This is a genomic window from Nocardia sp. SYP-A9097 (assembly GCF_009649815.1).
In the GTDB taxonomy this organism is placed as follows: Bacteria; Actinomycetota; Actinomycetes; order Mycobacteriales; family Mycobacteriaceae; genus Nocardia.
In genome coordinates this window covers 59946-81324 of sequence record NZ_WJIC01000002.1, presented here as the reverse complement: position 1 = coordinate 81324, position 21379 = coordinate 59946, and the positions used below count along the sequence as shown (strand labels likewise).

Here is a 21379-nt window from a genome sequence, read left to right as displayed (position 1 = left end):
CCTGGATAATTCTTTGAGAGGGTTCATTGACAATTGGGCCTCCAGCCCCGATCGTTGACGCAGTCGTTACCGCACGGGACATCTGGAGGAAACGTGACGGACGCTCAACCGCCCGATGACATGAAGCTGCAACGCACCAGCCGGGACCGGACCGGTGTGCCCGCCGCTTTGGCCGGCTGGCTCGCGACGAAGCTCCCGGCCGGCGCGGATCCCGCGGTCACCCTGCATTCCAGTATCGACGCCAACGGAATGTCTTCGGAGACACTCAGTTTCGACGTGTCCTGGGAGGCGGACGGGGCTCGGCACACCGCCGCGTACGTGGCCCGCGCCGTGCCGTCCGCGCAGGACTTCCCGGTCTACGAGAGCTACCGCCTGCAGGATCAATACGACACGATGCGCCTGATCGGTGAATTGAGCGATGTCCCGGTGCCGCGGGTGAGTTTCATGGAACCGACGGGCGAGGTGCTGGGTACACCGTTCTTCCTGATGGACCGTCTCGGCGGGGTGGTCCCGCCGGACCTGATGCCCTACAACTTCGGCAGCAACTGGCTCTTCGAAGCCTCGCCGCAAGAGCAGCGACGGCTACAGGACAACACCGTGAAAGCCCTTGCGGGCCTGCACTCGATCCCGCAGGCGGACAAGGTCTTCGACTTCCTCAATCCGGAGCAGCCCGGGACGACCGCGCTGGCTCGGCATCTCGCCCGCACCCGCTCGTGGTACGAGTTCGCCGCGCGCGACCTGGGACCGTCGCCGCTGATCGAGCGAGCGCTGGGCTGGCTCGAGGCCAACCTGCCGGAAACCACCGAAACGGTGCTGGTCTGGGGCGATGCCCGGCTGGGCAACATGATGTACGAGGACTTCGAGCCGGTCGGCGTCCTGGACTGGGAGATGGCGAGCCTCGGCCCGCGCGAACTGGACCTGTCCTGGCTGATCTTCGCGCACCGCTCCTTCGAGTCGATCACCGAGAACTTCGGACTTCCCGGTATGCCGCATTTCATGCGCGAAGAGGATCTCGTGGCCGCCTATCGCGAGCTCACCGGCGCCGAAATCGGTGACCTGACTTGGTATCACGTGCACAGCGCGGTCAATTGGGGCGTGTTGTTCATGCGTACCGGCGCGCGGTCCATCCACTTCGGGGAGATCGAACGCCCCGACGATATCGAGACGCTCATGCATCACCGAGCGCTGTTCGAGCGTCTCGTGAACGAATTGGGAACGGGGACACCATGAGTGACCAACTGAACGAACTCGGCTACTACGCCGTGACCCGGCATCCGGCCGACGCCAAAGTGGTCTTCAGTGAGGCGCGCGCGGCCGAGGAGCTCGGCTTGGGTTCTTGCCATGTCGGCGAGCGCTTCACGGTCAAGGACGCGGGAGTCCTGTCCGGTGCGCTGGCGGGCTGCACCACCGAGCTGGGCATCGCCCCCTCCACCAACCACCACACCCGGCATCCCACGGTCACCGCGACCATCGGATCGACCATGCACGCACTGACCGACGGCCGCTTCGCCATGGCATTCGGCCGCGGCATGGGCGCCTACTGGCAGGCGGTCGGCCTGCCGGTGGTGACCGAGGCCCGGCTCCGCGATTTCATCGGCATCCTGCGCCGCCTGTGGGACGGCGAGATCATTCTCAATCACGATGGGCCCGCGGGGAAATGGCCGATGCTGCGGCACGTGAACGGACTGGCCGACGCACCGCCCATCGGTATGGTCGCCGTCGGACCCAAAACGATGGAGCTCGCGGGCGAGATCTGCGATTTCGTTGTGCTGCATACGTTCTTCTCCGATGAGGCGACCGCGAACTCGGTCGCGGCGGTGCGCCGCGGGGCCGAGCGGGCGGGTAAGGATCCCGACAGTGTTCGGATCTGGGCTTGTCTGGCAACGGTCAGCGACACCCTGCCCGAAGAGGATCGGCTGCGGCGCCGCGCCGGGCGGCTCGCGACCTATCTGCAGGCTTACGCGGACGTGCTGGTCCACGCCAACGGCTGGGACCCCGCGGTATGGGAGCGGATGCGGGCCACCGAGCTGTACGCCAACGCGGCCGCCGCCGGACCCATCGACGCCAGCGCATCGGTCGAAACCCTGCAGCGACTCGATGCGATGATCCCCGCCGAATGGCTGGACGCGGCCGCGACGGGATCCCCCGAGAACTGCGCGAGAACCGTTGCGCGGCAATTCGATCTGGGCGTGGACTCGGTCATCATGCACGGCGCGACCCCGCAGGAACTCGCACCGGTTGTCGCGGCCTATCGCGCCGATCGGCCGACCTTGCGCCGGGCCGTCGCGGTGAATCCCGGACGGTTCGCCTGAACGGCCCCCGGTAGTCTTTGCCGCATGCAGCCCGGGAGCGTCGTACGCACATGACCGAGGAGTTCGTCCCGATACGCGACCCTCGCGTCCCGGTGCCCGTCGTATTCGGCGGACACCGGGACGCGATTCGGGCCTACCCGCCGCGACGGTTCCGGTGAGCGAATCCCCGCAGGCCGCGCGCGCTTTGGCGCAGTGGCTGGTGGCGGTCCCGACCCCGGTCACCGAGTCGGCCGCAGGTACGCGGCTGAACAAGCGCGGCCGCGAGACCCGGGCACGACTACTCGACGTGGCCATTCAATGTCTGGCCGAGGGCAGCAGTGAGCCGGTCTCCGCGAACCGCATCGCCAAGGAATCCGGCGTCACCTGGGGCACCGTGCAGCACCAGTTCGGTGACATGGACGGCCTGTGGGTCGCCGTGGTCACCGAGATCCACGCGCGCAGTTGGGCACAGAACCCCGGCCCATGGCCCGCCCTGACCGGATCGCTGCGCGAACGAGTCCAGGCCGCCATCGACTCCGTCTGGATCTACCTCGAGACAACCGAGGGCCGAGCCCTCACCGCCCTGCGCACCCTGCTGCCACCGCAACGTTCGGACATCATCGCCGAATACCCCCGCACAGCAGCGGCTCTCACCGCCCGCGAACACGACTGGATCGAGGGCTTCGACTACCTGATGAACGGCCTCGACCTCGACCCGGACAAGCTCTACCAGGTCCGCTGCCTGCTCCCGGCCGCGGTACGCGGCCTCAGCAACGAACGCGAACTCGGCTTCACCACCGAACTCGACGTAGCCCGCCGCACCCTCGCGGACGCTTTGGTGGCATACCTGAGCTGAGCAGCGGGCAATCGTGTTGCGCCCTATCGTCGCGCGGGTACGGTTTGGTGTTGGTCATACCATCTACGATTCACGGCGGGACCGCGAATATCGGTCCCTGGATACGCCGAGGCCCTGCCAGAGGTGAACTCCAGCAGGGCTTGGAAGTGTCTTGGCGGACGTTCCTTGTTGTTCCCACATGCTACGACAACCCGCTGACTAGTTCGGTGTTCGGGTTGTGGTTTGTCGGATTTCTCCTGTTGGCAGCTCTCGGTGTCTCTGCCATACGCGAAAACAGGAGAAATATCAGGATGGAAGAGACCTTCGACGCCGACGGCGAGTGTGTGATGGAAGCAACTATCCGGAAATTCCGGATGGTTCGCACGATGCTGCCCTTCCAACTGGTCAGACCCATCTGAATCTCCTTCTCCTCCAAGTAGTAGTAGCCGCCGTGCGGTGATGCTGCGGCTGTGAACACCAGTCGGTGGCCGTAGCATCACCCCGGAGCAGCTCCGACCCCCGGCCGGTGCGGCGCGGAAGCGGACGACGCCACTCGTCATGTGATGGCGCACTACTCTTCAGGTGACGGCCCATGAGTCAGCGGTGTGGTGGCGGGACAGGTTTTGCCATTCTGGCAAATCCGAGTCGCGCGGATCGGGCGAAGTGGCGGAGCTTGTTGTGTGCTGTCTCGGCATAGGAGGTTGACGGTTGTGAACCAATTGGCTGGTGCGACATCGCCTTACCTGCGTCAACACGCTGACAATCCGGTGGATTGGCGGGAGTGGGATGCTGCTGCGCTGGGGGAGGCGGCGGCGCGGGACGTGCCGATTCTGTTGTCGATCGGGTATGCGTCATGTCACTGGTGTCATGTGATGGCGCATGAGTCGTTCGAGGATGCGGATACCGCGGCGCTGATGAACGCGAACTTTGTATGTATCAAGGTGGATCGGGAGGAGCGGCCTGATCTGGATGCGGTTTATATGAATGCCACCGTTGCCATGACCGGGCAGGGTGGGTGGCCGATGACCTGTTTCTTGACGCCGGCGGGGGAGCCGTTCTACTGCGGGACTTATTACCCGAAGACGGCTCGGCAGGGGATGCCCTCGTTTACGCAGCTGCTTACCGCTGTGGCCGATACCTGGACGAATCGGCGGGATGAGGTGGATCAGGTTGCGGGGCAGGTGGGGGAGGCGTTGCGGCAGCAGACCGCGGGGTTGCGGGACAGTACGGTCGAGTTGAAGGGGAGTTTGCTGGATCATGCCGTCGCGGCCGTGTTGAAGGATTTGGACGCTCAGCACGGGGGATTCGGTGGGGCGCCGAAGTTTCCGCCTTCTGCGTTGTTGGAGGGGTTACTGCGGGATTACGAGCGCACCGGGAACAGTGATGTGCGGCAGGCTGTTTCGTTCACGGCGGAGGCTATGGCCCGGGGTGGGATCTACGATCAGTTGCGGGGTGGGTTCGCGCGGTACTCGGTGGACGCGGCCTGGGTGGTGCCGCACTTCGAGAAGATGCTCTACGACAATGCGCAGTTGCTGCGGGTGTATTCGCATCTCGCGCGGCGGGCGCAGGACGGCGAGGACGCACCCTGGCGTGACCCGCTGGCCGCACCCGATGCCTCGGAACCGTTGGCATTGCGGGTGACTCGGGAGACCGTGAGCTTTCTACTGAATGATCTGGGCACCGAGCAGGGCGGGTTCGCGTCGGCGCTGGATGCCGATACCCACCTGGAACCGGGGCAGGCGGGGGTGGAGGGTGCCACCTATGTGTGGACGCCGGCGGAATTGAACGGGGTGCTCGGCGCGATCGATGGGGCTTGGGCCGCAGGGGTTTTCGGCGTCACGACGGCGGGGACCTTCGAGCACGGTACCTCTGTGCTCACCCGGTACTCCGATCCGGAGGCCGCGGATTATGAACGCCTCGAGCGCATTCGGGCCCTGCTGAGTGCGGCGCGCGGGCGCCGCCCGCAACCCGGACGCGATGACAAGGTGGTCACCGCCTGGAACGGCATGGCGATTGTCGCGCTCGCCGAAGCCGGTGCGGCACACCTGGATCCGGTGTGGATCTCCGCCGCCGAGAACTGCGCGCACTTCCTGCTGGAGGTGCATGTTCGTGACGGGCGGCCCTGCCGGGCCTCGCTCGGCGGCGTCGCCGGGACCGCGCCCGGTGTGCTGGAGGACTATGCCTGGCTCGCACTGGGATTGCTCGCGCTGCATCAAACCGGCAGTGGCGATTGGCTTTCGGCGGCACAGCGCATTCTGGATGCCGCCGTCACCCACTTCGCCGACCCGGAGAATCCCGGCAGCTGGTTCGATACCGCCGATGACGCCGAAACCCTGGTGACCCGCCCCCGTGATCCGGTTGACGGCGCAACCCCTTCCGGCACTTCGGTTCTGGCGGACGCCCTGCTCACCGCCGCCGCCCTCAGCGACCCGGAACAAGCGCTCCGCTACCGGGATCTGGCCGATCGAACTCTCACGCGCGGCGCGGTCCTGCTGGCCCGGGCACCGCGCTCGGCAGGCCAATGGCTCACGGTCGCCGAGGCCGCCCTGCGCGGCCCCATCCAGGTGGCCGTCTCGGCGGGCGATGCCGACCTGGACGGCTGGGCCGCCTGCCTGCTCACCGCGGCGCGAGTAGCCGCACCCGGCGGCACCGTAATCGTCTCCGGCGACCAGGATTCCCAGCCGCTGCTCGCCGACCGCCCACCGGTGGACGACCTGTCCGCCGCCTACGTCTGCCGCGGCTCGGTGTGCGATCTCCCGGTCACGACGGTGGCGGAGGTGCGGGCCGCCCTGCAACCCCCCGTTTGACGGTCGCGGAGGTGCGGGCCGCGCTGCAACCCGGTGTTCGACGGTCGCGGCGCGGCCGGGCGGTGAGCCTCGTGCGCTTGAACTCGCCCCCATCCCGGCGCGTTTTCGGCCGGGATCCATCGAAACTCGTTGGAGCACAGCCGGTGTGGACTCCTGCTAAAAGCATGCCGGGATGACGAGGGAGGGGGCTCAGGGGCGGTGCCGGAGTTGGAAACCCGCGCGCACCATGGCGGGTACGGCGACCAGCACGGCGATGATGTGCACGGTGCGGAATACGCCGATGGCTACCGTCCTGATGCTCCAGTCGATGGAGATGCCCCCGGAGGCCATCGCGCTGATCGGTTCGATGACCAGTGACGCCAAGCCGACGATGCCCAGGCCGATAATGAGAACGATTCGCGCCCAAACGATTCCGGCCGCCATACGGACCGCGACGGTGAGCACGGTGAGGTAGATGGCGCTGCGGATGAGCAGTCCGGAGACGATGCCACCACCATCGGAGTCGGCGAGCGCGGTGGCGGCCTGCACCACCGTCTCACCTACCCCCGCCAGCAGGGCGACGACGATAGCCCGGTAAGCGAGTGAAAGTAGCGGCGCAGGAACGGTTTCCGGCGCGCCGGGGATACGATGCGAAGCACTGACTTCGGTCATTTCCCCAGCGTGATCCCCCACACCCCATCGCCGAATCCCCCGCAGGTACCGATCCGTCTAATCCCCCGGTAGTACACAACCCTGGTCAAGTGATCACCGGGACTTGACCGTGGCATCGGCCGAGTAGCGAACACGGTCAGGTCCCGTTGATCTTGATGGCCGCATATTCCATTGCCCCGGGCTTCGGCGCGGTCCTACAGTCCGGGGCATGTGTAGGTTGATTTGCCGCTTTCCGTATTCCATCGAGCTCGTGAATGCCGTGCGTGAATGACTAGTGATCGGTTGCCAGGTCGACGGCGGTCGCCGGGAGTGCGGCCGACTGCGGCTCGGCCTGCGGGGCGGTGCCGTTGCGGCGGGCTGACGTGCGGGACGGAGTATCGGTCCAGCATGGAGTGGGCTCTTTGCGGCCGCGGAGGTGGAGGGTGTCGCGCAGCTCCCACTTGCTGCGCTCGAACTCGGCGGCGGCGTCGATAACGGCCTGACTGGCCAGAATTCGGCGCGGCACCTGTTTGGCCTCGGTGGTGAGGCGGGCGGCCTCATTGACCGCGTCGCCGATGACGGTGAATTCCAGGCGGGTGTCCGCGCCGACATCCCCGGCGAAGACGACGCCGCGCGCCACACCGATGCCGATATCGAGTTCACCGGCGTCGGCGACCTCATCGCGAATGCGGCGGGCGGCGCGCAATGCCGGGGTGGCATTGTCGTCCAAGGCGAGTGGCGCACCGAAAATGCACAGCGCCGCATCACCTTCGAACTTGTTGACCAGCCCGTGGTTCTCCTCCGTGGCGGCCACCACAATGGACAGCAGTCGATTCAGTTTGGTGACGAAGTCGTGCGGTGCGAGCTCGGTGGCGAGCGCGACCGATCCGGTGACATCCACGAAAAGTGCTGTCACCACTCGGGTATCACCGGTCAGATTGGTGACTCCGGCGATATCGTCCGGACCGGAGAGCGCCCGCGCGGCCACCTCCTCACCGACGTGACGGCCGAAGACGGTCCGCATGCGTTCGCGCTCACGCAGATTCGTGGCGAGTTCGTTGACCGAATACTCCAGTCGCCCGATCTCGCTGGTGCTGCCGATCGGCACCCGCACATCGAGGTCGCCGCGCGCGATCCGGTCGAGGGCATCGCGCAGGGTGTGCATGGGAGTGGCGACCGCGCGCGCCAGTGCCGCCGTGGCCACCGCGCCCGCCGAAAGCCCGACCACCGCAAGGTAGATGGCGGTGCGAACGCGGTCGGTGTACTCCGACGACGGATCGGCCAGCACGGTGATGAGCATGAACAGCGGTACCGCGCCCACCACCGCGAAGGTGACCAGCACCCGCATCAGCACCGTCGAACTCCAGTGCGCGGTGTCATCGAGGACCTCGGCCACCACCGGAATGGTGGGCCGGATCAACCGGTCCACGATCAGATAGGTCAGGGCCGCCGATTCCAGCCCGCCGAGCGTGAACATGGCCAGCACGACCGCGAAGTCGCGGTCCGGTGTCACATGCGCGATGAGCGCCGCCGCGATGATCACCCCGGGCACCCAGATGGCGAGCGCGCGCAAGGTGACCGCGAGCGGTACCTGTAGCAGTCGCCGCGCCTCGGCCTCGGTAGGCGGTCGGCGTTGATCCAGCCAGCCGAAATTGCGTTGCCGGTCCCGCACCGCGAGCGCGATGCCGATGCCCGCGCCGATGCTCGGATAGATGGCGACCTGTACGAAGGTGCTCACCCAATCCGAGCCGAGGCGGCCGAAGAATCCGCTGAGCCAGAGTTCGGTGGTGATGACCGCGAGACCGCTGAGGTTGCACGCCATGACGACGATCGACAACCCCCACCGCGCACGCAGCGCCCACAGAATGAGTCTGCTGATCACGTCGCCAAGGGCGTCGCGGAGGCGACGGTCGGTGGTGTCATAGCGGTGTTTTGCCTAGGGTTCGTCCGGCTGCTGTTGTTCAGGACTTTAGAGACCTTTCGGCCCCGAGTGCACGTTTGTGAGTAATTGCTCGGTGAGTAGCCCGAGTTCAGTGCAGCAATACCAGCCAGACAGCAATGTAATGGCAAAGCGCGGCGATCACCGTTGCGGCATGGAAGAACTCGTGATGACCGAACACCTCCGGCCACGGATCCGGCCAGCGCGCGGCATACAGAATCCCGCCGACGCTATAGGCGATACCGCCCGCGAGCAGCAGCAATACCGGCGTCCACCCGACATTCGAGATGAGCGTCCCGGCCACCGGCACAATGGCCCAGCCGAGCAGCAGATACAGCGGGACGCCGACCCAGCGAGGAGCGGTGGGCCACAACATCTTCAGTGCGACGCCCGCCAGCGTGCCCGCCCACACCGTGATCAGCAGGATTGTTCCGGCCCGGCCGCGCACGCCGAGTAGTGCGAACGGTGTGTACGACCCCGCGATGAATAGGAAGATCATCGAATGGTCGGCCCGCTTCATCCACATGCGGGCGCGGGCGGTTTGCCAATTCACCCGGTGATAGGTGGCGCTGATGCCGAAGACGCCACATACGGTCAGCCCGTAGACCGCGGTCGACCAAACCGCGGTCGCGGAGACGGTCGAGGCCACGCTCACCAGGACGCTCACCGCGATGGCGGCAATGCCGACGGCCCACGCGTGAATCCACCCCCGCATGCGCGGTTTGATCGGCGCGATCTCGTCCCGGATGGTTCCGAGGGCGTCCGCCACCGGGGCGGATGGTTGCACAGTGTCGGACACGTAGTTACCTCCTGAGTAACCTACGGTATCGTAGGTTACGGTCTATCTGCCTAGGTGCCGACTGATTTCGTGAGTGATGGGTAACTCATTGGGGACGGGCTAACCCAGGGCGTATCTGACCGACGGCCCGGTCTGAGAATGGCGGGGCACATAAGTGGTCGGCAAAAATCGCGGAGAGGCGGATTAGCGTACTGTTCCTCTCCGTGAAGCTTGCGAGTCAGGTCCGTGGACTGCCGTATCGCATTTACGAAGCCCGGCTGACCAAGCAGTTGGCAGGTAAGCAGCATCCCCGCCATGTTGCCGTGATGTGCGACGGCAATCGGCGCTGGGCGCGCGAGAACGGCTTCACCGATGTGAGTCACGGGCATCGGGTGGGTGCGCTGAAAATCGCGGAACTGGTTGGCTGGTGCGGTGAGTCGGGGATCGAGATGGTCACCGTCTACCTGCTCTCCACCGAGAACCTGCGCCGCGACCAGGACGAACTGGACACGCTCTTCGAAGTCATCACCGATGTGGTCGACGAACTCTCAGCGCCGGAACAGAATTCGAGCGTCCGTATTGTGGGCGCCCTCGATCAGTTGCCGGAGGATGTGGCCGGGCGATTGCGGGAGGCCGCCAAACGCACCAGCGGCCGCAGCGGCGTGCACGTGAATGTGGCCATCGGCTACGGCGGCCGGCAGGAGATCACCGACGCCGTGCGCTCGCTGGTACGTCAGGAGATCGAGGCCGGGGAGACCGGCGAGGATCTGGTGCAGGCGATAACCGTCGACGCCATCGGACAGCACCTGTACACCTCGGGTCAGCCGGATCCGGATCTGGTCATCCGCACCTCCGGTGAGCAGCGACTCTCCGGATTCCTGTTGTGGCAGAGCGCCTATTCGGAGATCTGGTTCACCGAGGCATACTGGCCGGAGTTCCGCCGCGTCGACTTCCTGCGCGCCCTGCGCGATTTCGCCGCTAGACACCGCCGCTTCGGCGTGTAGTTCGATCGGCACCACGCCGCGCGTGCGACACGGCCAGTAAACGGTTGTGTTGCAGTGCAATGGCTTTCGTGGTTCGCGGGGTCGTCGCTGCCGTACCGTCGGAGTGCATGAGTGAGCTGAACGAAGGGCAGAGTGGCCCGGCGGATGTGCAGTCCTATCTCAGCTATGAGGAGTTCGGCCGGCGCTTCCTGGAGTACGCGGCCTCACCCGAGCGCATAGCGGGGGCCTTCGAGAAACTCACCGGCGAAGCCTTCGAATTCGGCCCGATCGGGGTGGGGCCGGGCCGTATCGCGAAACTCTCGGCGGCGGTGCGCCTGGGTCAGCCGCGGTTGAATCGTGAACCGCAGGAGTACATTTCGTACGATCTGGTGATCCCGCTCGATGTCGATCTACTCATCGATCTGGCCGTGGATCGCTATCGGTTCCATGTGGACGGCACCATCCACCTGCACCTCACCGTGCGCACTGCGGAGCGGCTGCGGGTACTCATCGAAATCGATGAGCCACAACCCAGCAATGTGCGCATCAATGTGGCGAGCGCGACCCGCCGCGGCGAGTTGCTGCGCATTCTGGCCAGCGTCGATCATGAGATCCGCCGCTTCGTCTCGCGCTATATCGCCGCGGAGATCCGCAAACCGAATATCCAGGCCGCCACCGATATCGACGTGGCGGCGCGCCTGGACGCGGCATGGCGACTATGAACCGCTATAGCTTTCGCAGTCGCAACCTGTTGATGGTGTGGTCGGCGTCCTTGCGCAGCACCAGGGTCGCGCGCGGCCGGGTCGGCAGGATGTTGTCCACCAGGTTCGGCCGGTTGGTGTTGTTCCAGATCTCCTTGGCCGCGCTGGTGGCCTCGGAGTCGTTGAACTTCGCGTAGTGGTGGAAGTGCGAATTCGGGTTGGCGAAGGCGGTTTCGCGCAGTGACAGGAAGCGCTGCACGTACCAGTTCTCGATATCCTCGATGCGCGCGTCCACATAGACGGAGAAGTCGAACAGGTCCGAGACCATGAGCCGGGGGCCGGTCTGCAGGACGTTCAGGCCCTCGACGATCAGGATGTCGGGCTGGCGCACGCAGTGGAATTCGCCGGGCACGATGTCGTAGGCGATATGCGAGTACACCGGTGCGCACACCTCGGTCGCACCGGATTTCACCTCGGTGACGAAGCGCAGCAGCTTGCGGCGGTCGTACGACTCCGGGAAACCCTTGCGATGCATGATGCCGCGCCGGGTGAGTTCGGTTGTGGGATACAGGAATCCGTCGGTGGTGACCAGATCCACCCGCGGATGGTGATCCCAGCGCGCCAGTAGCGCCTGCAGTACGCGCGCGGTGGTGGACTTGCCGACCGCCACCGATCCCGCCACGCCGATCACATACGGCACCTGACGGTCCGGATGGGTTTCGCCGAGGAAGGTCGCGGTCGCGGCGAACAACCGCTGCTTCGCGGCGACCTGCAGGTGAATCAATCGGGCGAGCGGCAGGTAGACCTCGGCGACCTCCTCGAGGTCGATCTGCTCGCCCAGGCCGCGCAGGCCGGTCAGTTCTTCCTCGGTGAGTACCAGCGGAGTCGACTTACGCAGTGTGCGCCACTGCTTCCGGTCGAATTCCACGTAGGGACTCGGCTCGCTCATCCGTGCCATCTAGCCACGTCCCTGTGTCGGTCGACAACAACAGTCACGGGAAGGTCGCACCGTCGCCGAGTCCGGCGCACCGGTTGATGCCGGCTCGACCCCCACCCGTATTGACCTCGGGCTCCCAAGAGGCAGATACGGCGACACTCCACGCATAGGCGAATTGTGCTCGGGTCCGACAACCCGGTGAACACCAGGTGTTGCTACTGGCGAGTAACCGGCGTGACATATGCCATAGCGGAGTTCTGGTCGGCGGCACCGGAAGCCGCGCGATCCAATACAGTCGCCTGTTATGGCAGCGCATCCACTGGTCACCGAATACCTGCGTCTCGGTCTGGCTTTCGAACGGCTGGAGGAGGGTTTCGTCGATGCCTTCACCGGCGATCCCGCCCTGCGCCGGGAGATGGAGAACGCCCCCGCGCCGGAGCCGCGCGCACTCGCCAATAAGGCTGCCGCACTGCTGAAAGAGCTGCCGGAGGCGGGCCTGGCCGCCGAGCGCACCGAATTCCTGGACGCGCACCTGCGGGCTTTGGAATGCTCGGCCCGCAAATTCGCGGGCGACGACATCTCCTTCATCGATGAGGTGCGCGCCTATTTCGATGTCGATATCGCGCCCGGCGATGAGGACGACTACCGCGAGGCGCACCGGCAGCTGGATGAGGAACTACCCGGCGAGGGTGCGCTCCTCGATCGCATTACCGCGCACCGCCGCGGCGATGAGATTCCGCCCGAACGCCTGCGCGAATGTGTGGACGCTTTCTCCAGCGCGCTGCGGGAACTGGTCCGCGAACGCTATCCGCTGCCCGATCACGAGCGGGTGGAATACGAAGTGGTGGGCGATAAGCCGTGGTCCGGCTTCAACTACTACCTGGGCAATTATCAGTCCCGGGTGGCCATCAACTCCGATCTCAAACAGCATTTGTCGCAGCTGCCGCATCTGATCGCGCACGAGTCGTATCCGGGGCATCACACCGAGCACTGCCGTAAGGAGGCCGGGCTGGTGGCGGCCGGGCAGGACGAGCAGACGCTGTTCGTAGTGAACACTCCGCAATGCCTGATGGCGGAGGGCCTGGCGGATCTGGCATTGAAGTCGATTGTCGGCCCGGGCTGGGGCCGCTGGGCGCAGGAGATCTACGCCGATCTCGGACTGCGCTTCGATGGTGAACGCGCGGAACGCATTTCGACCGCCTCGGCGAAACTGCTGGGTGTGCGGCAGGATGCCGCACTGCTGCTGCACGATCGCGGGCGCAGCGCCGATGATGTCGCGGAATTCCTGCAGCGCTGGAGTCTGATCACACCGGATCGGGCACGGCAGTCGCTGCGTTTCCTGTCCTCGCCGCTTTGGCGGGCCTACATCTCCACCTATGTGGAGGGATATCGCCTACTCGGTGGCTGGCTGGATCGGGCGGCCGATGCGGGTGAGCGGTCCGAGCGATTCCGCCGCCTATTGGATGAACCCCTCACACCCGGCGCGATTCGCCGGATGTGAGGGGACTCCCCGCAAAGTTCGGGGGTTGGTTACGCGCCCCACCCGGCACAGGCAGCGCCGCCGCTGGACATGGAACACATGGACTTCAGCAGTGCGAAGATCATGTCCTGGATACCGCCGCCTGCGATGTTGTACAGCATTCTGAACCTCGAAAATTCTGTTGGGCCAATGACACTGGCGCATTGAGGCCAGCCGATCGGAAACAATACCGAGATTTACCGTCGCGCCACAGCCTGAATTTGTGACGCTGTCCACCGTTTCGGGCAAACCGCCCGCTTCCCCTGCGCGGACAGCGCCCATGCCCCCATTTTTCGGGGCACATCTCCCTTGGTGTGGCGCAGCATGAGCTGCTCCGCATCGCCGCTGCGCGTCCATGACGGTTGGCGGCTCTCAGCCGGGCGCAGAAGGTCCGGAGAGGCGGGGGAGTTAAACTCGGCTCACCGCGACTGGCGCACTCGAGGTGGAAGTAACCACCGGGAAGCACCGAAGTCCCGCACCGCGCGCCTGGGTGCTGGGCCCGAGGACTTTCGGCACCCCGAAACTCCTCCGAGTACGGAGGTTGCGATGGATCAGCATTCACTTACACAGAACCCCCCGGCCGACGCGCCGACCACGGCCAATACACTCGACCAGGTGACGCAGACGACCTCCTCTGTCAATTCCCAGTCCCTCGCTGAGCTCGATCCCGAGGTCGCTGCCGCGATGGGCGGCGAACTCGCCCGCCAGCGCGACACCCTCGAGATGATCGCCTCGGAGAACTTCGTGCCGCGCGCGGTCCTGCAGGCGCAGGGCAGCGTGCTCACCAACAAGTACGCCGAGGGCTACCCGGGCCGGCGCTATTACGGCGGCTGCGAGAACGTCGACATTGTCGAGGATCTCGCCCGCGACCGTGTAAAGGAGCTCTTCGGCGCGGAATTCGCCAATGTGCAGCCGCATTCGGGTGCGCAGGCCAATGCCGCGGTGCTGATGGCGCTGATGAACCCGGGCGAGAAGCTGCTCGGCCTGGATCTCGCGCACGGCGGCCACCTCACGCACGGTATGCGCCTGAACTTCTCGGGCAAGCTCTACGAGGTGCACGCCTACGGTGTGTCGAAGGAAGATCACCGCGTCGATATGGACGAGGTGCGCAAGATTGCCCGCGAGACTCGCCCGAAGGTGATCGTCGCCGGTTGGTCGGCATACCCGCGGCATCTGGATTTCGCGGCGTTCCGGGAGATCGCCGATGAGGTCGGCGCGTACCTGTGGGTCGATATGGCGCACTTCGCCGGTCTGGTCGCCGCCGGTCTGCACCCGTCGCCGGTGCCGCACGCCGATGTCGTCTCCTCGACCGTGCACAAGACCCTCGGCGGACCGCGCTCCGGTCTGATCCTGGCCAAGCAGGAGTTCGCCAAGAAGCTGAACTCGGCGGTCTTCCCGGGTCAGCAGGGCGGACCGCTCATGCATGCCATTGCGGCCAAGGCGGTTTCGTTCAAGATCGCCGGCACCCCGGAGTTCAAGGAGCGCCAGGAGCGCACCCTGTCCGGTGCCAAGATTCTCGCCGAGCGACTGACCGCCGCCGACTGCACCGCCAAGGGCATCAACGTACTCACCGGCGGCACCGATGTGCACCTGGTCCTGGTCGACCTGCGCAACTCGCAGCTCGACGGTCAGCAGGGTGAGGATCTGCTGCACGAAATCGGAATCACCGTGAACCGCAACGCCGTTCCGTTCGACCCGCGCCCGCCGATGGTCACCTCCGGCCTGCGGATCGGCACCCCGGCCCTGGCCACCCGCGGCTTCGGTGACGCCGAATTCACCGAGGTCGCCGAGATCATCGCCGCCGCCCTCACCGGTGCGTCCGATCTGGAATCCCTGCGTCAGCGCGTCACCAAGCTGGCCCAGGAATTCCCCCTCTACGAGGGCCTCGAGGACTGGCGCCTGCTCGGCTGAGCTGAATCTTCCTGAGCCACAAGCGAAAAGGGCCCGCCACGACAGAAAGTCGTGGCGGGCCTTAGCGTTATAGCGGCGCAATCGTCCCCCGTCATCCCGGCGCGTTTTTGGCCGGGATCCACATCTGTGGATGCATCGCGAAGGGTGGATCCCGGCCAAGAGCATGCCGGGATGGCGGGGAATGCCGGGGAGGTCAGTTGGCCTGGGGTGGCCGGGGGCGGGGGAGGTCGTCCTTGCGGATGGGCCAGTAGCTTTTGGGGCCGCCGGTGAGGGCCGGGGCTTCGGTGTTGATCACGGTGAGCAGCCATTGGGGGCGGGGGTTCACCCAATAGCGTTCCTTCGCACCGTCTTTGAGCATCACGGTGGGCACGGTCTCATTGCCGTCGGCGACCTTGCGGACGAAGGCCGCCGCCTCCGGATCGTCCCAGATGTCGATCTCGCGGTGGATGATCCCATTGCGGTTCAGCACCCGGCGCAGGCGCGCGCAGAAGGGGCAGCCCGGGCGGCGGTAGACGACCAGTTCCGGCGTGGTCTCAGCGGTCATGTCCGGAGTTTAGAGGCGAAAAGGATTGCCCGCGAACACTGAGCGATACGACCACCGGCCTGCACGGCATCTCGTAGTTTCGGGCTAGGCGCGTTTGCTCAGGTAGTCGATGTACATCGGCCGGAGTATCTCGCCGATCTCACCCTCACCGGCGTGCACATAGTCGTCCAGCATGGGCAGCACGTACTTGATGTCGGCCTCGCTCTCGCCGAGATCGCCCGCGGCGGCGGAGGCGGCCGGAATGGACTTGAGCAGCTCCCAGAGGAACTTCACATCGCCGTGGCGAACGGCCAGCTTCACCGCGCGGTCGTGTAAATCCTTGGTGGAGAGCGCCTCGAGATCCTGAGTATCGGCCATGGTGTCGACTCTAATGGACCGATGGCACAGCAACCGAGGTACCGGGTCAAGCGTGTGTACGACGCGCCCGCGGCGGACGACGGCCGCCGGGTGCTCGTCGATCGATTGTGGCCGCGCGGGATCAGCAAACAGCAGGCGGCCATTGACGAATGGGCGAAGGAGGTGACCCCTTCGAACGAACTCCGGAAGTGGTATCACGCCGACCCGCAGGCCCGACGCGCCGAGTTCGAGACACGGTATCGACTTGAACTCGCCGCCGACGCGCCGCAGGAAGCCTTGGCGCGCTTGCGCCGCGCTGCCGCCGACGAACCATTGACGCTGGTAACCGCGGTGAAAGAGCCGGAGCTGAGCCATGTCCCGGTACTCCTGGGCGAATTGGACGAAACGCCCACCGGGGGTGCGCGTTAACGAGTTCTTCACCAATGTGCCTGCCAGTCGGGAAGCCGGATCTCGATTTCGGCGGTAGCGTCGGGAGTGCGGGCCGCGTAGGTGTGGCTCGTACGGGAGGTCCTGATCGTGACTGAGCAACTCAGTACGAGGGGGCCGGCACCCGGCCCTCGGGTCGTACGACCCTAGAGCCCAACCGGCCCAGCGAGAACGCTTGCGCGGTGTCGCGCGAGTGGCAAAGGAGCCCACCGTGACTGATGCACGCTCCGTCAACGCTCCCACCGGGAACGCCGCCTCCAACCGGAGGACGCGCACCACAGGTCCGGGAGTTCGCGCCTCGCAGTCATCCGAATCGGGACTGCCGAAAACCTTCGTGGTGGACACGTCGGTACTGCTCTCCGACCCCTGGGCACTGACACGATTCGGCGAGCATCACGTGGTGCTGCCGCTCGTGGTGATCAGTGAACTCGAGGGGAAACGCCACCACCACGAACTGGGATGGTTCGCTCGCGAGGCATTGCGCATGCTGGACGATCTGCGTCTGGCACACGGTCGGCTCGATCAGCGCATACCCGTCGGAACCGGCGGCGGCACGCTCCAGGTGGAGCTCAATCACACCGATCCGAGTGTGCTGCCGGTCGGATTCCGTACGGACAGTAACGATTCCCGCATTCTCGCCTGCGCGCTCAACTTCGCGGCCGAGGGTGAACAAGTTGTGCTGGTATCCAAGGACATTCCGCTGCGCGTCAAGGCGAGCGCGGTGGGTCTGCAGGCCGATGAGTACCACGCGCAGGATGTGGTCACCTCCGGCTGGACCGGCATGGTGGAGCTCGAGGTCGGATCCGACACCGTGGACAAGCTCTACAACGACTCCATTATCGATCTCGATGATGCCCGGGATATGCCGTGCCACACCGGGATTCGGCTGCTCAGCTCGCGCGGTAGCGCCCTGGCCAGGGTGACCCCGGACAAGCGGGTGCAGTTGGTGCGCGGGGATCGGGAGGCGTTCGGCTTGCACGGGCGCTCGGCCGAACAGCGCATCGCCTTGGATCTGCTGATGGACGAGAGCATCGGCATCGTCTCCATGGGCGGCCGGGCGGGCACGGGCAAATCCGCGCTCGCTTTGACCGCGGGTCTGGAGGCCGTGCTGGAGCGCCGCACCCATCGCAAGGTGGTGGTGTTCCGTCCGCTGTACGCGGTCGGCGGCCAGGATCTGGGCTACCTGCCCGGTAGCGAGAGCGAGAAGATGGGGCCGTGGGCGCAGGCCGTCTTCGACACCCTGGACGGGCTCGCCAGCCCGGAGGTGATGGAGGAGGTACAGGCGCGCGGCATGCTGGAAGTGTTGCCGCTCACCCACATTCGCGGGCGGTCGCTACACGACTCCTTCGTGATCGTGGACGAGGCGCAGTCCCTGGAGCGCAATGTGCTGCTCACGGTGCTGAGTCGATTGGGCAGCGGGTCGCGGGTGGTGCTCACCCACGATGTGGCGCAGCGTGACAATCTGCGGGTCGGGCGACACGACGGTGTGGCCGCGGTGATCGAGAAGCTAAAGGGGCATCCGCTCTTCGCGCACATCACGCTGACTCGCAGTGAGCGTTCGCCGATCGCGGCGCTGGTCACCGAGATGCTGGAGGAGTTCGGGCCGAACGCGTAAGCGGGCGGTTCTTGCCCGATCGGGTCGGTTCGCCGACTCGATCGGGCAAATTTTTGGCCTGTGTTTCATCGCATAGTTGGCAGGGTATATTCCGCACAAATACCTGCTCGGCTGTTAATTCGGTGGGCTTCAATGGTTTTGCCGAATAATTGCTGAGCGCCTGGCCAGTTATCGAGAGGGATGAAATGCGTACCTTCGCTCGACGTTCGGCCGGCTTCATCGCGGCCATCGCCATCGTGACCGCATTCACCGCGGGCTGCGACAAGGACAGCAAGGATTCGAAATCCGATACGGCGGCGGCCACCACCACCGCCATGGCGGCGGCGGTGGCCGCCGAGCACGCCACCGAAACCAAGATCGCCACCCGCGACGGGGAGCTCATCGTCAGCGGCGACTTCCTGGCCGAATACAACGAAATGGGCGGTGTCACAGGCCCACTCGGCCTGCCCACCGCCGCCGCCCAGGACGGCCCCGGCGGCGGCAAGATCCAGGAATTCGCGGGCGGCGCGATCGTCAGCAGCCCCGCCGCCGGAATCCACGTGGTGTGGGGTGAGATCCGCAAAGCCTGGGAAGCGGACGGCGGCCCCGGCGGCGCCCTCGGCTACCCGACCACCGACGAAACCGATATCACCGGCGGCAAGCAGAGCGACTTCACCGGCGGCACCATCACCTGGGTCGACAACAAGACCACCATCACCCCGAAGTAGGCGCTGTGAGCGGAAGTGACTGCGGCACAGCGACAATGACCGCAACGCGACGACAGCGGCTGCGGCGCAGCGCGGGTCACCACCGCTGAGCGGTAGCGCGGCGTGGGTCCGGAGCCTTCCCCGCCCCGGACCCACTTCGCTGTTCGGTTCGGCACCGGCACGGCGGTGTTTGCTCGGGCGCGAGGTCTCGGCATTGGCCTGCGGCGTAGGCGATAGCCGTTTCGAATGCGGGGCGAATATACCCATGTTTGCCCGCGAGCCGCTAGGTTGTCTCCGTGCAGAACGATTTGGCCGACCCCGAACTGCTGGAACAGCTGGCGGCGGAGGTAGAAGCAAACCTGGTTCGCCATATCGCCCTGGCGGTGGAGTGGCAGCCCCACGACTATGTGCCGTGGGACGACGGCCGCAACTTCGAGTTCCTCGGTGGAACCGATTGGGAGCCCGGGCAATCCGAGCTCAGCGACGTCTCCAAGCTCGCGCTGACCGTGAGCGTGCTGGTCGCCGACAATCTGCCCTCCTATCACCGGGAGATCGGCAAGTACCTGCGCACCGGCGCCTGGTGGCGCTGGGTCGGTCGCTGGACGGCCGAGGAGAACCGGCACGAAATCATGATCCGCAACTTCCTCATAGTGACGCGCGCGGTCGACCCCATCGAGCTGGAGCGCATGCGTATGGCGCATATGACCGCCAGCTTCCGCCGCCCCGCCATGCATCTCATCGATGTGCTGGCCACCTGCGCCTTCGAAGAGGCGGCAGCGGCTGTGCGGCACCGCAATACCGCCGCTACCGTCGACAGCCCGATCGTCGCCACCATTGCCGAGCGCCTGGCCGCCGATGACGAACTGCAGGCCGTCTTCTTCGCCAACCTGGTCTCGGCCGCTCTCGACCTGGTCCCGGACCAGGCCGTGCGCGCCATCGCCGACCGGGTCGCCGACTTCCACGTCCCCGTGGTCGAACTCGCCGACGGCAGCACCAGCGATGAGGTCCTCGCCGAGGCCGGCATCTACGACAAGGCGAATGAACCCGCCCTGGTCTTCGGTCCCCTGCTCGAGCGCTGGAACATCTTCACCCGCACCGACTTCAGCGAAACCGGCGAAAAGGCCCGCGCCGAACTGGCGCACCTGCGCCCCTGAGCAATCACCGTCGCATCACCGGCTGTCCATGTGGGCAGCCGGTTTTCGTTTGTCAGCGGGGGAGTACGGCCCGGAATAGGCCGACGACCGTGCCGCGCAGGAAGTTCTCCCAGCTGAAGTGGTCGTGCCACAGGGCGATTCGGCCGTCGACGAGTTCGAAGGTGCCGCACACCCAGAAGGCGATCTCGACAGGGCCCATCCGCAGGTAATCGGTGCGCTCGGTGAGCACCACACCATCCTCGTCGGCGGCGATATGGTGCATATCGGCCCGGAACCCGAAGCGCGGATTGCTCAGCTTGTCGAGAATCCACCGCACCCGGTCTACCCCGCGCACATCCGGTAGCGAAGTGTTCTTCCAAACAATGCCAGGATCGACGAGTTCGAGCGCCTCGGTAACGGCCTTCATCTCCATTGCGGCGAAGAACTCCCGCACCGTCGTAACCGCATCCTGCTGCAACTCAGGTATTTCCGCCATGCGCTGAGTCTATTTGCCCTCCGCTTCGCTGCGGGCGGGTTGGATCAGATGGGGGGTAGCGCTCTCTACCTTCGGCTGTTGATGAGCGCGCCCAGTCCATCCAGGATGCGGTCGATGCCGAAGTGCAGGGCGTTATTGCGTTCGGCGGCGGCTTCCGGCGCCGCCTGTTCGGCCATGGCCGCCGCGACATGCGGGAACCGGTCGCCGTGTTCGAGCAGTACCACGTTCAGTTGGGTGGCCAGTTCGGCCTCCACATCGGCATCGCTGGCGGCCCCGCCGATCACTTGCACCAGGCTGCGGGTGTGGCCGATCAGGAGCACGGTGGCGTCGAAGCGTTCGGCCGCGGTCAGGCCGCTGCCGTCGAGCGCGGCGAGGCCGGTCTCCAGCCAGGACATCTCATTCGGCCCCATGGGCCGGGTGCCGGTCGTGAGTTCCAGTCCCCACGGGTGCGCGTGGTAACGGTCGAAAATCGTCTCGGCCCACACGCGCAGGTATGCCCGCCAGGGTTCGGCTGAATTCGCCTGTGCGGCAGTTGTTTCCGGTGGTGTGCCGAAGGCGGTGTCGAGCATGAGTGCCGTCAGTTCGGCTTTGCCCGGCACGTACCGGTAGAGCGCCATCTTGGCGCATCCCAGCCGCTCGGCCAGCCGCTGCATGGACAGATTGCCCAGCCCTTCGGCGTCGGCGAGTGCGATCGCCTCGCTCACAATGCCCTCCAGGGTGAGGGAGGGTTTCGGTCCGCGTTTGGGTCGGGCGGGTGCGGGCCAGAGCAGTTCGAACGAGGTCGGCATCGT

Annotated in this window: 20 protein-coding genes; 12 read left to right on the top strand and 8 right to left on the bottom strand. The window is 65.7% G+C overall.

All coding sequences use genetic code 11. The features are described from left to right. Window positions 1–120 precede the first annotated feature (120 nt). The 4 genes from GFY24_RS04005 (at window position 121) to GFY24_RS03990 (ending at window position 5933) form a co-directional block, all read left to right on the top strand. Window positions 121–1230 carry a phosphotransferase family protein gene (locus GFY24_RS04005; protein WP_153804134.1) on the top strand — a complete coding sequence of 370 codons (1110 nt, stop codon included), beginning with the start codon at window positions 121–123 and terminating at the stop codon, window positions 1228–1230. Further along, complete coding sequence (locus GFY24_RS04000) at window positions 1227–2312, top strand: TIGR03857 family LLM class F420-dependent oxidoreductase (RefSeq protein WP_153803633.1); 1086 nt, start codon at window positions 1227–1229, stop codon at window positions 2310–2312. Before GFY24_RS04005 ends, GFY24_RS04000 begins: the two co-directional genes overlap by 4 nt. A 154-nt stretch (window positions 2313–2466) precedes the next feature. Then, window positions 2467–3147 (top strand): TetR/AcrR family transcriptional regulator, encoded by a 681-nt coding sequence (locus GFY24_RS03995; RefSeq protein ID WP_309230442.1) that lies wholly within the window; start codon window positions 2467–2469, stop codon window positions 3145–3147. A 689-nt stretch (window positions 3148–3836) separates the two neighbouring features. Then, a complete protein-coding gene (locus GFY24_RS03990) occupies window positions 3837–5933 on the top strand; it encodes a thioredoxin domain-containing protein (RefSeq protein WP_309230441.1) in 2097 nt (698 codons plus the stop codon). 189 nt (window positions 5934–6122) lie between these two features. On the opposite strand, the gene GFY24_RS03985 is transcribed toward GFY24_RS03990, so the two are convergent. The 3 genes from GFY24_RS03985 to GFY24_RS03975 all read right to left on the bottom strand — a co-directional run bounded on the left by GFY24_RS03985 (window position 6123) and on the right by GFY24_RS03975 (window position 9217). Then, on the bottom strand, window positions 6123–6584 hold the full coding sequence (locus tag GFY24_RS03985) for a hypothetical protein (RefSeq protein ID WP_153803632.1): 462 nt from the start codon (window positions 6582–6584) through the stop codon (window positions 6123–6125). A 271-nt stretch (window positions 6585–6855) separates the two neighbouring features. Continuing rightward, a complete protein-coding gene (locus GFY24_RS03980) occupies window positions 6856–8445 on the bottom strand; it encodes an adenylate/guanylate cyclase domain-containing protein (protein ID WP_309230440.1) in 1590 nt (529 codons plus the stop codon). 148 nt (window positions 8446–8593) lie between these two features. Further along, the gene (locus tag GFY24_RS03975; RefSeq protein WP_153804130.1) at window positions 8594–9217 is read right to left on the bottom strand and encodes a hemolysin III family protein; all 624 of its coding nucleotides are present in this window, start codon (window positions 9215–9217) and stop codon (window positions 8594–8596) included. A gap of 287 nt (window positions 9218–9504) precedes the next feature. On the opposite strand from GFY24_RS03975, the gene GFY24_RS03970 reads away from it, so the two are divergent. Both GFY24_RS03970 and GFY24_RS03965 read left to right on the top strand, forming a co-directional pair. Further along, the gene (locus GFY24_RS03970) at window positions 9505–10284 is read left to right on the top strand and encodes an isoprenyl transferase (RefSeq protein ID WP_309230439.1); all 780 of its coding nucleotides are present in this window, start codon (window positions 9505–9507) and stop codon (window positions 10282–10284) included. A gap of 107 nt (window positions 10285–10391) precedes the next feature. Next, a complete protein-coding gene (locus tag GFY24_RS03965; RefSeq protein ID WP_153803630.1) occupies window positions 10392–10985 on the top strand; it encodes a hypothetical protein in 594 nt (197 codons plus the stop codon). Between the two features lie 4 nt (window positions 10986–10989). On the opposite strand, the gene coaA is transcribed toward GFY24_RS03965, so the two are convergent. After that, complete coding sequence (gene coaA / locus GFY24_RS03960; protein ID WP_153803629.1) at window positions 10990–11922, bottom strand: type I pantothenate kinase; 933 nt, start codon at window positions 11920–11922, stop codon at window positions 10990–10992. 283 nt (window positions 11923–12205) lie between these two features. On the opposite strand from coaA, the gene GFY24_RS03955 reads away from it, so the two are divergent. Beyond that, entirely contained in the window at window positions 12206–13402 is a 1197-nt protein-coding gene (locus tag GFY24_RS03955) for a DUF885 domain-containing protein (RefSeq protein WP_153803628.1), read from the top strand. A 633-nt stretch (window positions 13403–14035) separates the two neighbouring features. Then, the gene (glyA, locus tag GFY24_RS03950) at window positions 14036–15331 is read left to right on the top strand and encodes a serine hydroxymethyltransferase (protein ID WP_309230438.1); all 1296 of its coding nucleotides are present in this window, start codon (window positions 14036–14038) and stop codon (window positions 15329–15331) included. A 193-nt stretch (window positions 15332–15524) separates the two neighbouring features. Here glyA and GFY24_RS03945 read toward each other — a convergent pair whose 3' ends face one another. Beyond that, window positions 15525–15875 (bottom strand): glutaredoxin domain-containing protein, encoded by a 351-nt coding sequence (locus GFY24_RS03945; RefSeq protein ID WP_153803627.1) that lies wholly within the window; start codon window positions 15873–15875, stop codon window positions 15525–15527. Window positions 15876–15959: 84 nt separating this feature from the next. Next, window positions 15960–16232, bottom strand: coding sequence for a hypothetical protein (locus GFY24_RS03940; RefSeq protein ID WP_153803626.1), 273 nt, complete (start codon window positions 16230–16232; stop codon window positions 15960–15962). Window positions 16233–16253: 21 nt separating this feature from the next. Here GFY24_RS03940 and GFY24_RS03935 point away from each other — a divergent pair, with 21 nt between their 5' ends. From GFY24_RS03935 to GFY24_RS03920, 4 genes are all read left to right on the top strand, one after another. Continuing rightward, window positions 16254–16640: a DUF488 domain-containing protein gene (locus GFY24_RS03935; protein ID WP_153803625.1), complete on the top strand. Its 387-nt coding sequence runs from the start codon at window positions 16254–16256 to the stop codon at window positions 16638–16640. A 229-nt stretch (window positions 16641–16869) separates the two neighbouring features. Then, a complete protein-coding gene (locus tag GFY24_RS03930; protein WP_309230437.1) occupies window positions 16870–18273 on the top strand; it encodes a PhoH family protein in 1404 nt (467 codons plus the stop codon). A 185-nt stretch (window positions 18274–18458) separates the two neighbouring features. Beyond that, window positions 18459–18980 (top strand): LGFP repeat-containing protein, encoded by a 522-nt coding sequence (locus GFY24_RS03925; protein ID WP_153803623.1) that lies wholly within the window; start codon window positions 18459–18461, stop codon window positions 18978–18980. A 275-nt stretch (window positions 18981–19255) separates the two neighbouring features. Next, a complete protein-coding gene (locus GFY24_RS03920) occupies window positions 19256–20113 on the top strand; it encodes an acyl-ACP desaturase (RefSeq protein ID WP_309230436.1) in 858 nt (285 codons plus the stop codon). Between the two features lie 52 nt (window positions 20114–20165). Here the strand turns inward: GFY24_RS03920 and GFY24_RS03915 are convergent, their stop codons facing one another. Together GFY24_RS03915 and GFY24_RS03910 are read right to left on the bottom strand one after the other, a co-directional pair. Beyond that, window positions 20166–20588: a limonene-1,2-epoxide hydrolase family protein gene (locus GFY24_RS03915; protein WP_153803622.1), complete on the bottom strand. Its 423-nt coding sequence runs from the start codon at window positions 20586–20588 to the stop codon at window positions 20166–20168. Between the two features lie 65 nt (window positions 20589–20653). Next, window positions 20654–21376 carry a TetR/AcrR family transcriptional regulator gene (locus tag GFY24_RS03910; RefSeq protein WP_309230435.1) on the bottom strand — a complete coding sequence of 241 codons (723 nt, stop codon included), beginning with the start codon at window positions 21374–21376 and terminating at the stop codon, window positions 20654–20656. Between the last annotated feature and the right edge of the window lie 3 nt (window positions 21377–21379).

What these genes read in the sequence shown, in the direction of transcription:
- GFY24_RS04005 (WP_153804134.1), top strand. Translation starts at nt 121, where the DNA reads ATGAAGCTGCAACGCACCAGCCGGGACCGGACCGGTGTGCCCGCCGCT.
- GFY24_RS04000 (WP_153803633.1), top strand. Translation starts at nt 1,227, where the DNA reads ATGAGTGACCAACTGAACGAACTCGGCTACTACGCCGTGACCCGGCAT.
- GFY24_RS03985 (WP_153803632.1), bottom strand. Translation starts at nt 6,584, where the DNA reads ATGACCGAAGTCAGTGCTTCGCATCGTATCCCCGGCGCGCCGGAAACC.
- GFY24_RS03975 (WP_153804130.1), bottom strand. Translation starts at nt 9,217, where the DNA reads ATGCGGGGGTGGATTCACGCGTGGGCCGTCGGCATTGCCGCCATCGCG.
- GFY24_RS03965 (WP_153803630.1), top strand. Translation starts at nt 10,392, where the DNA reads ATGAGTGAGCTGAACGAAGGGCAGAGTGGCCCGGCGGATGTGCAGTCC.
- coaA (WP_153803629.1), bottom strand. Translation starts at nt 11,922, where the DNA reads ATGGCACGGATGAGCGAGCCGAGTCCCTACGTGGAATTCGACCGGAAG.
- GFY24_RS03955 (WP_153803628.1), top strand. Translation starts at nt 12,206, where the DNA reads ATGGCAGCGCATCCACTGGTCACCGAATACCTGCGTCTCGGTCTGGCT.
- GFY24_RS03945 (WP_153803627.1), bottom strand. Translation starts at nt 15,875, where the DNA reads ATGACCGCTGAGACCACGCCGGAACTGGTCGTCTACCGCCGCCCGGGC.
- GFY24_RS03940 (WP_153803626.1), bottom strand. Translation starts at nt 16,232, where the DNA reads ATGGCCGATACTCAGGATCTCGAGGCGCTCTCCACCAAGGATTTACAC.
- GFY24_RS03935 (WP_153803625.1), top strand. Translation starts at nt 16,254, where the DNA reads ATGGCACAGCAACCGAGGTACCGGGTCAAGCGTGTGTACGACGCGCCC.
- GFY24_RS03925 (WP_153803623.1), top strand. Translation starts at nt 18,459, where the DNA reads ATGCGTACCTTCGCTCGACGTTCGGCCGGCTTCATCGCGGCCATCGCC.
- GFY24_RS03915 (WP_153803622.1), bottom strand. Translation starts at nt 20,588, where the DNA reads ATGGCGGAAATACCTGAGTTGCAGCAGGATGCGGTTACGACGGTGCGG.
- GFY24_RS03910 (WP_309230435.1), bottom strand. Translation starts at nt 21,376, where the DNA reads ATGCCGACCTCGTTCGAACTGCTCTGGCCCGCACCCGCCCGACCCAAA.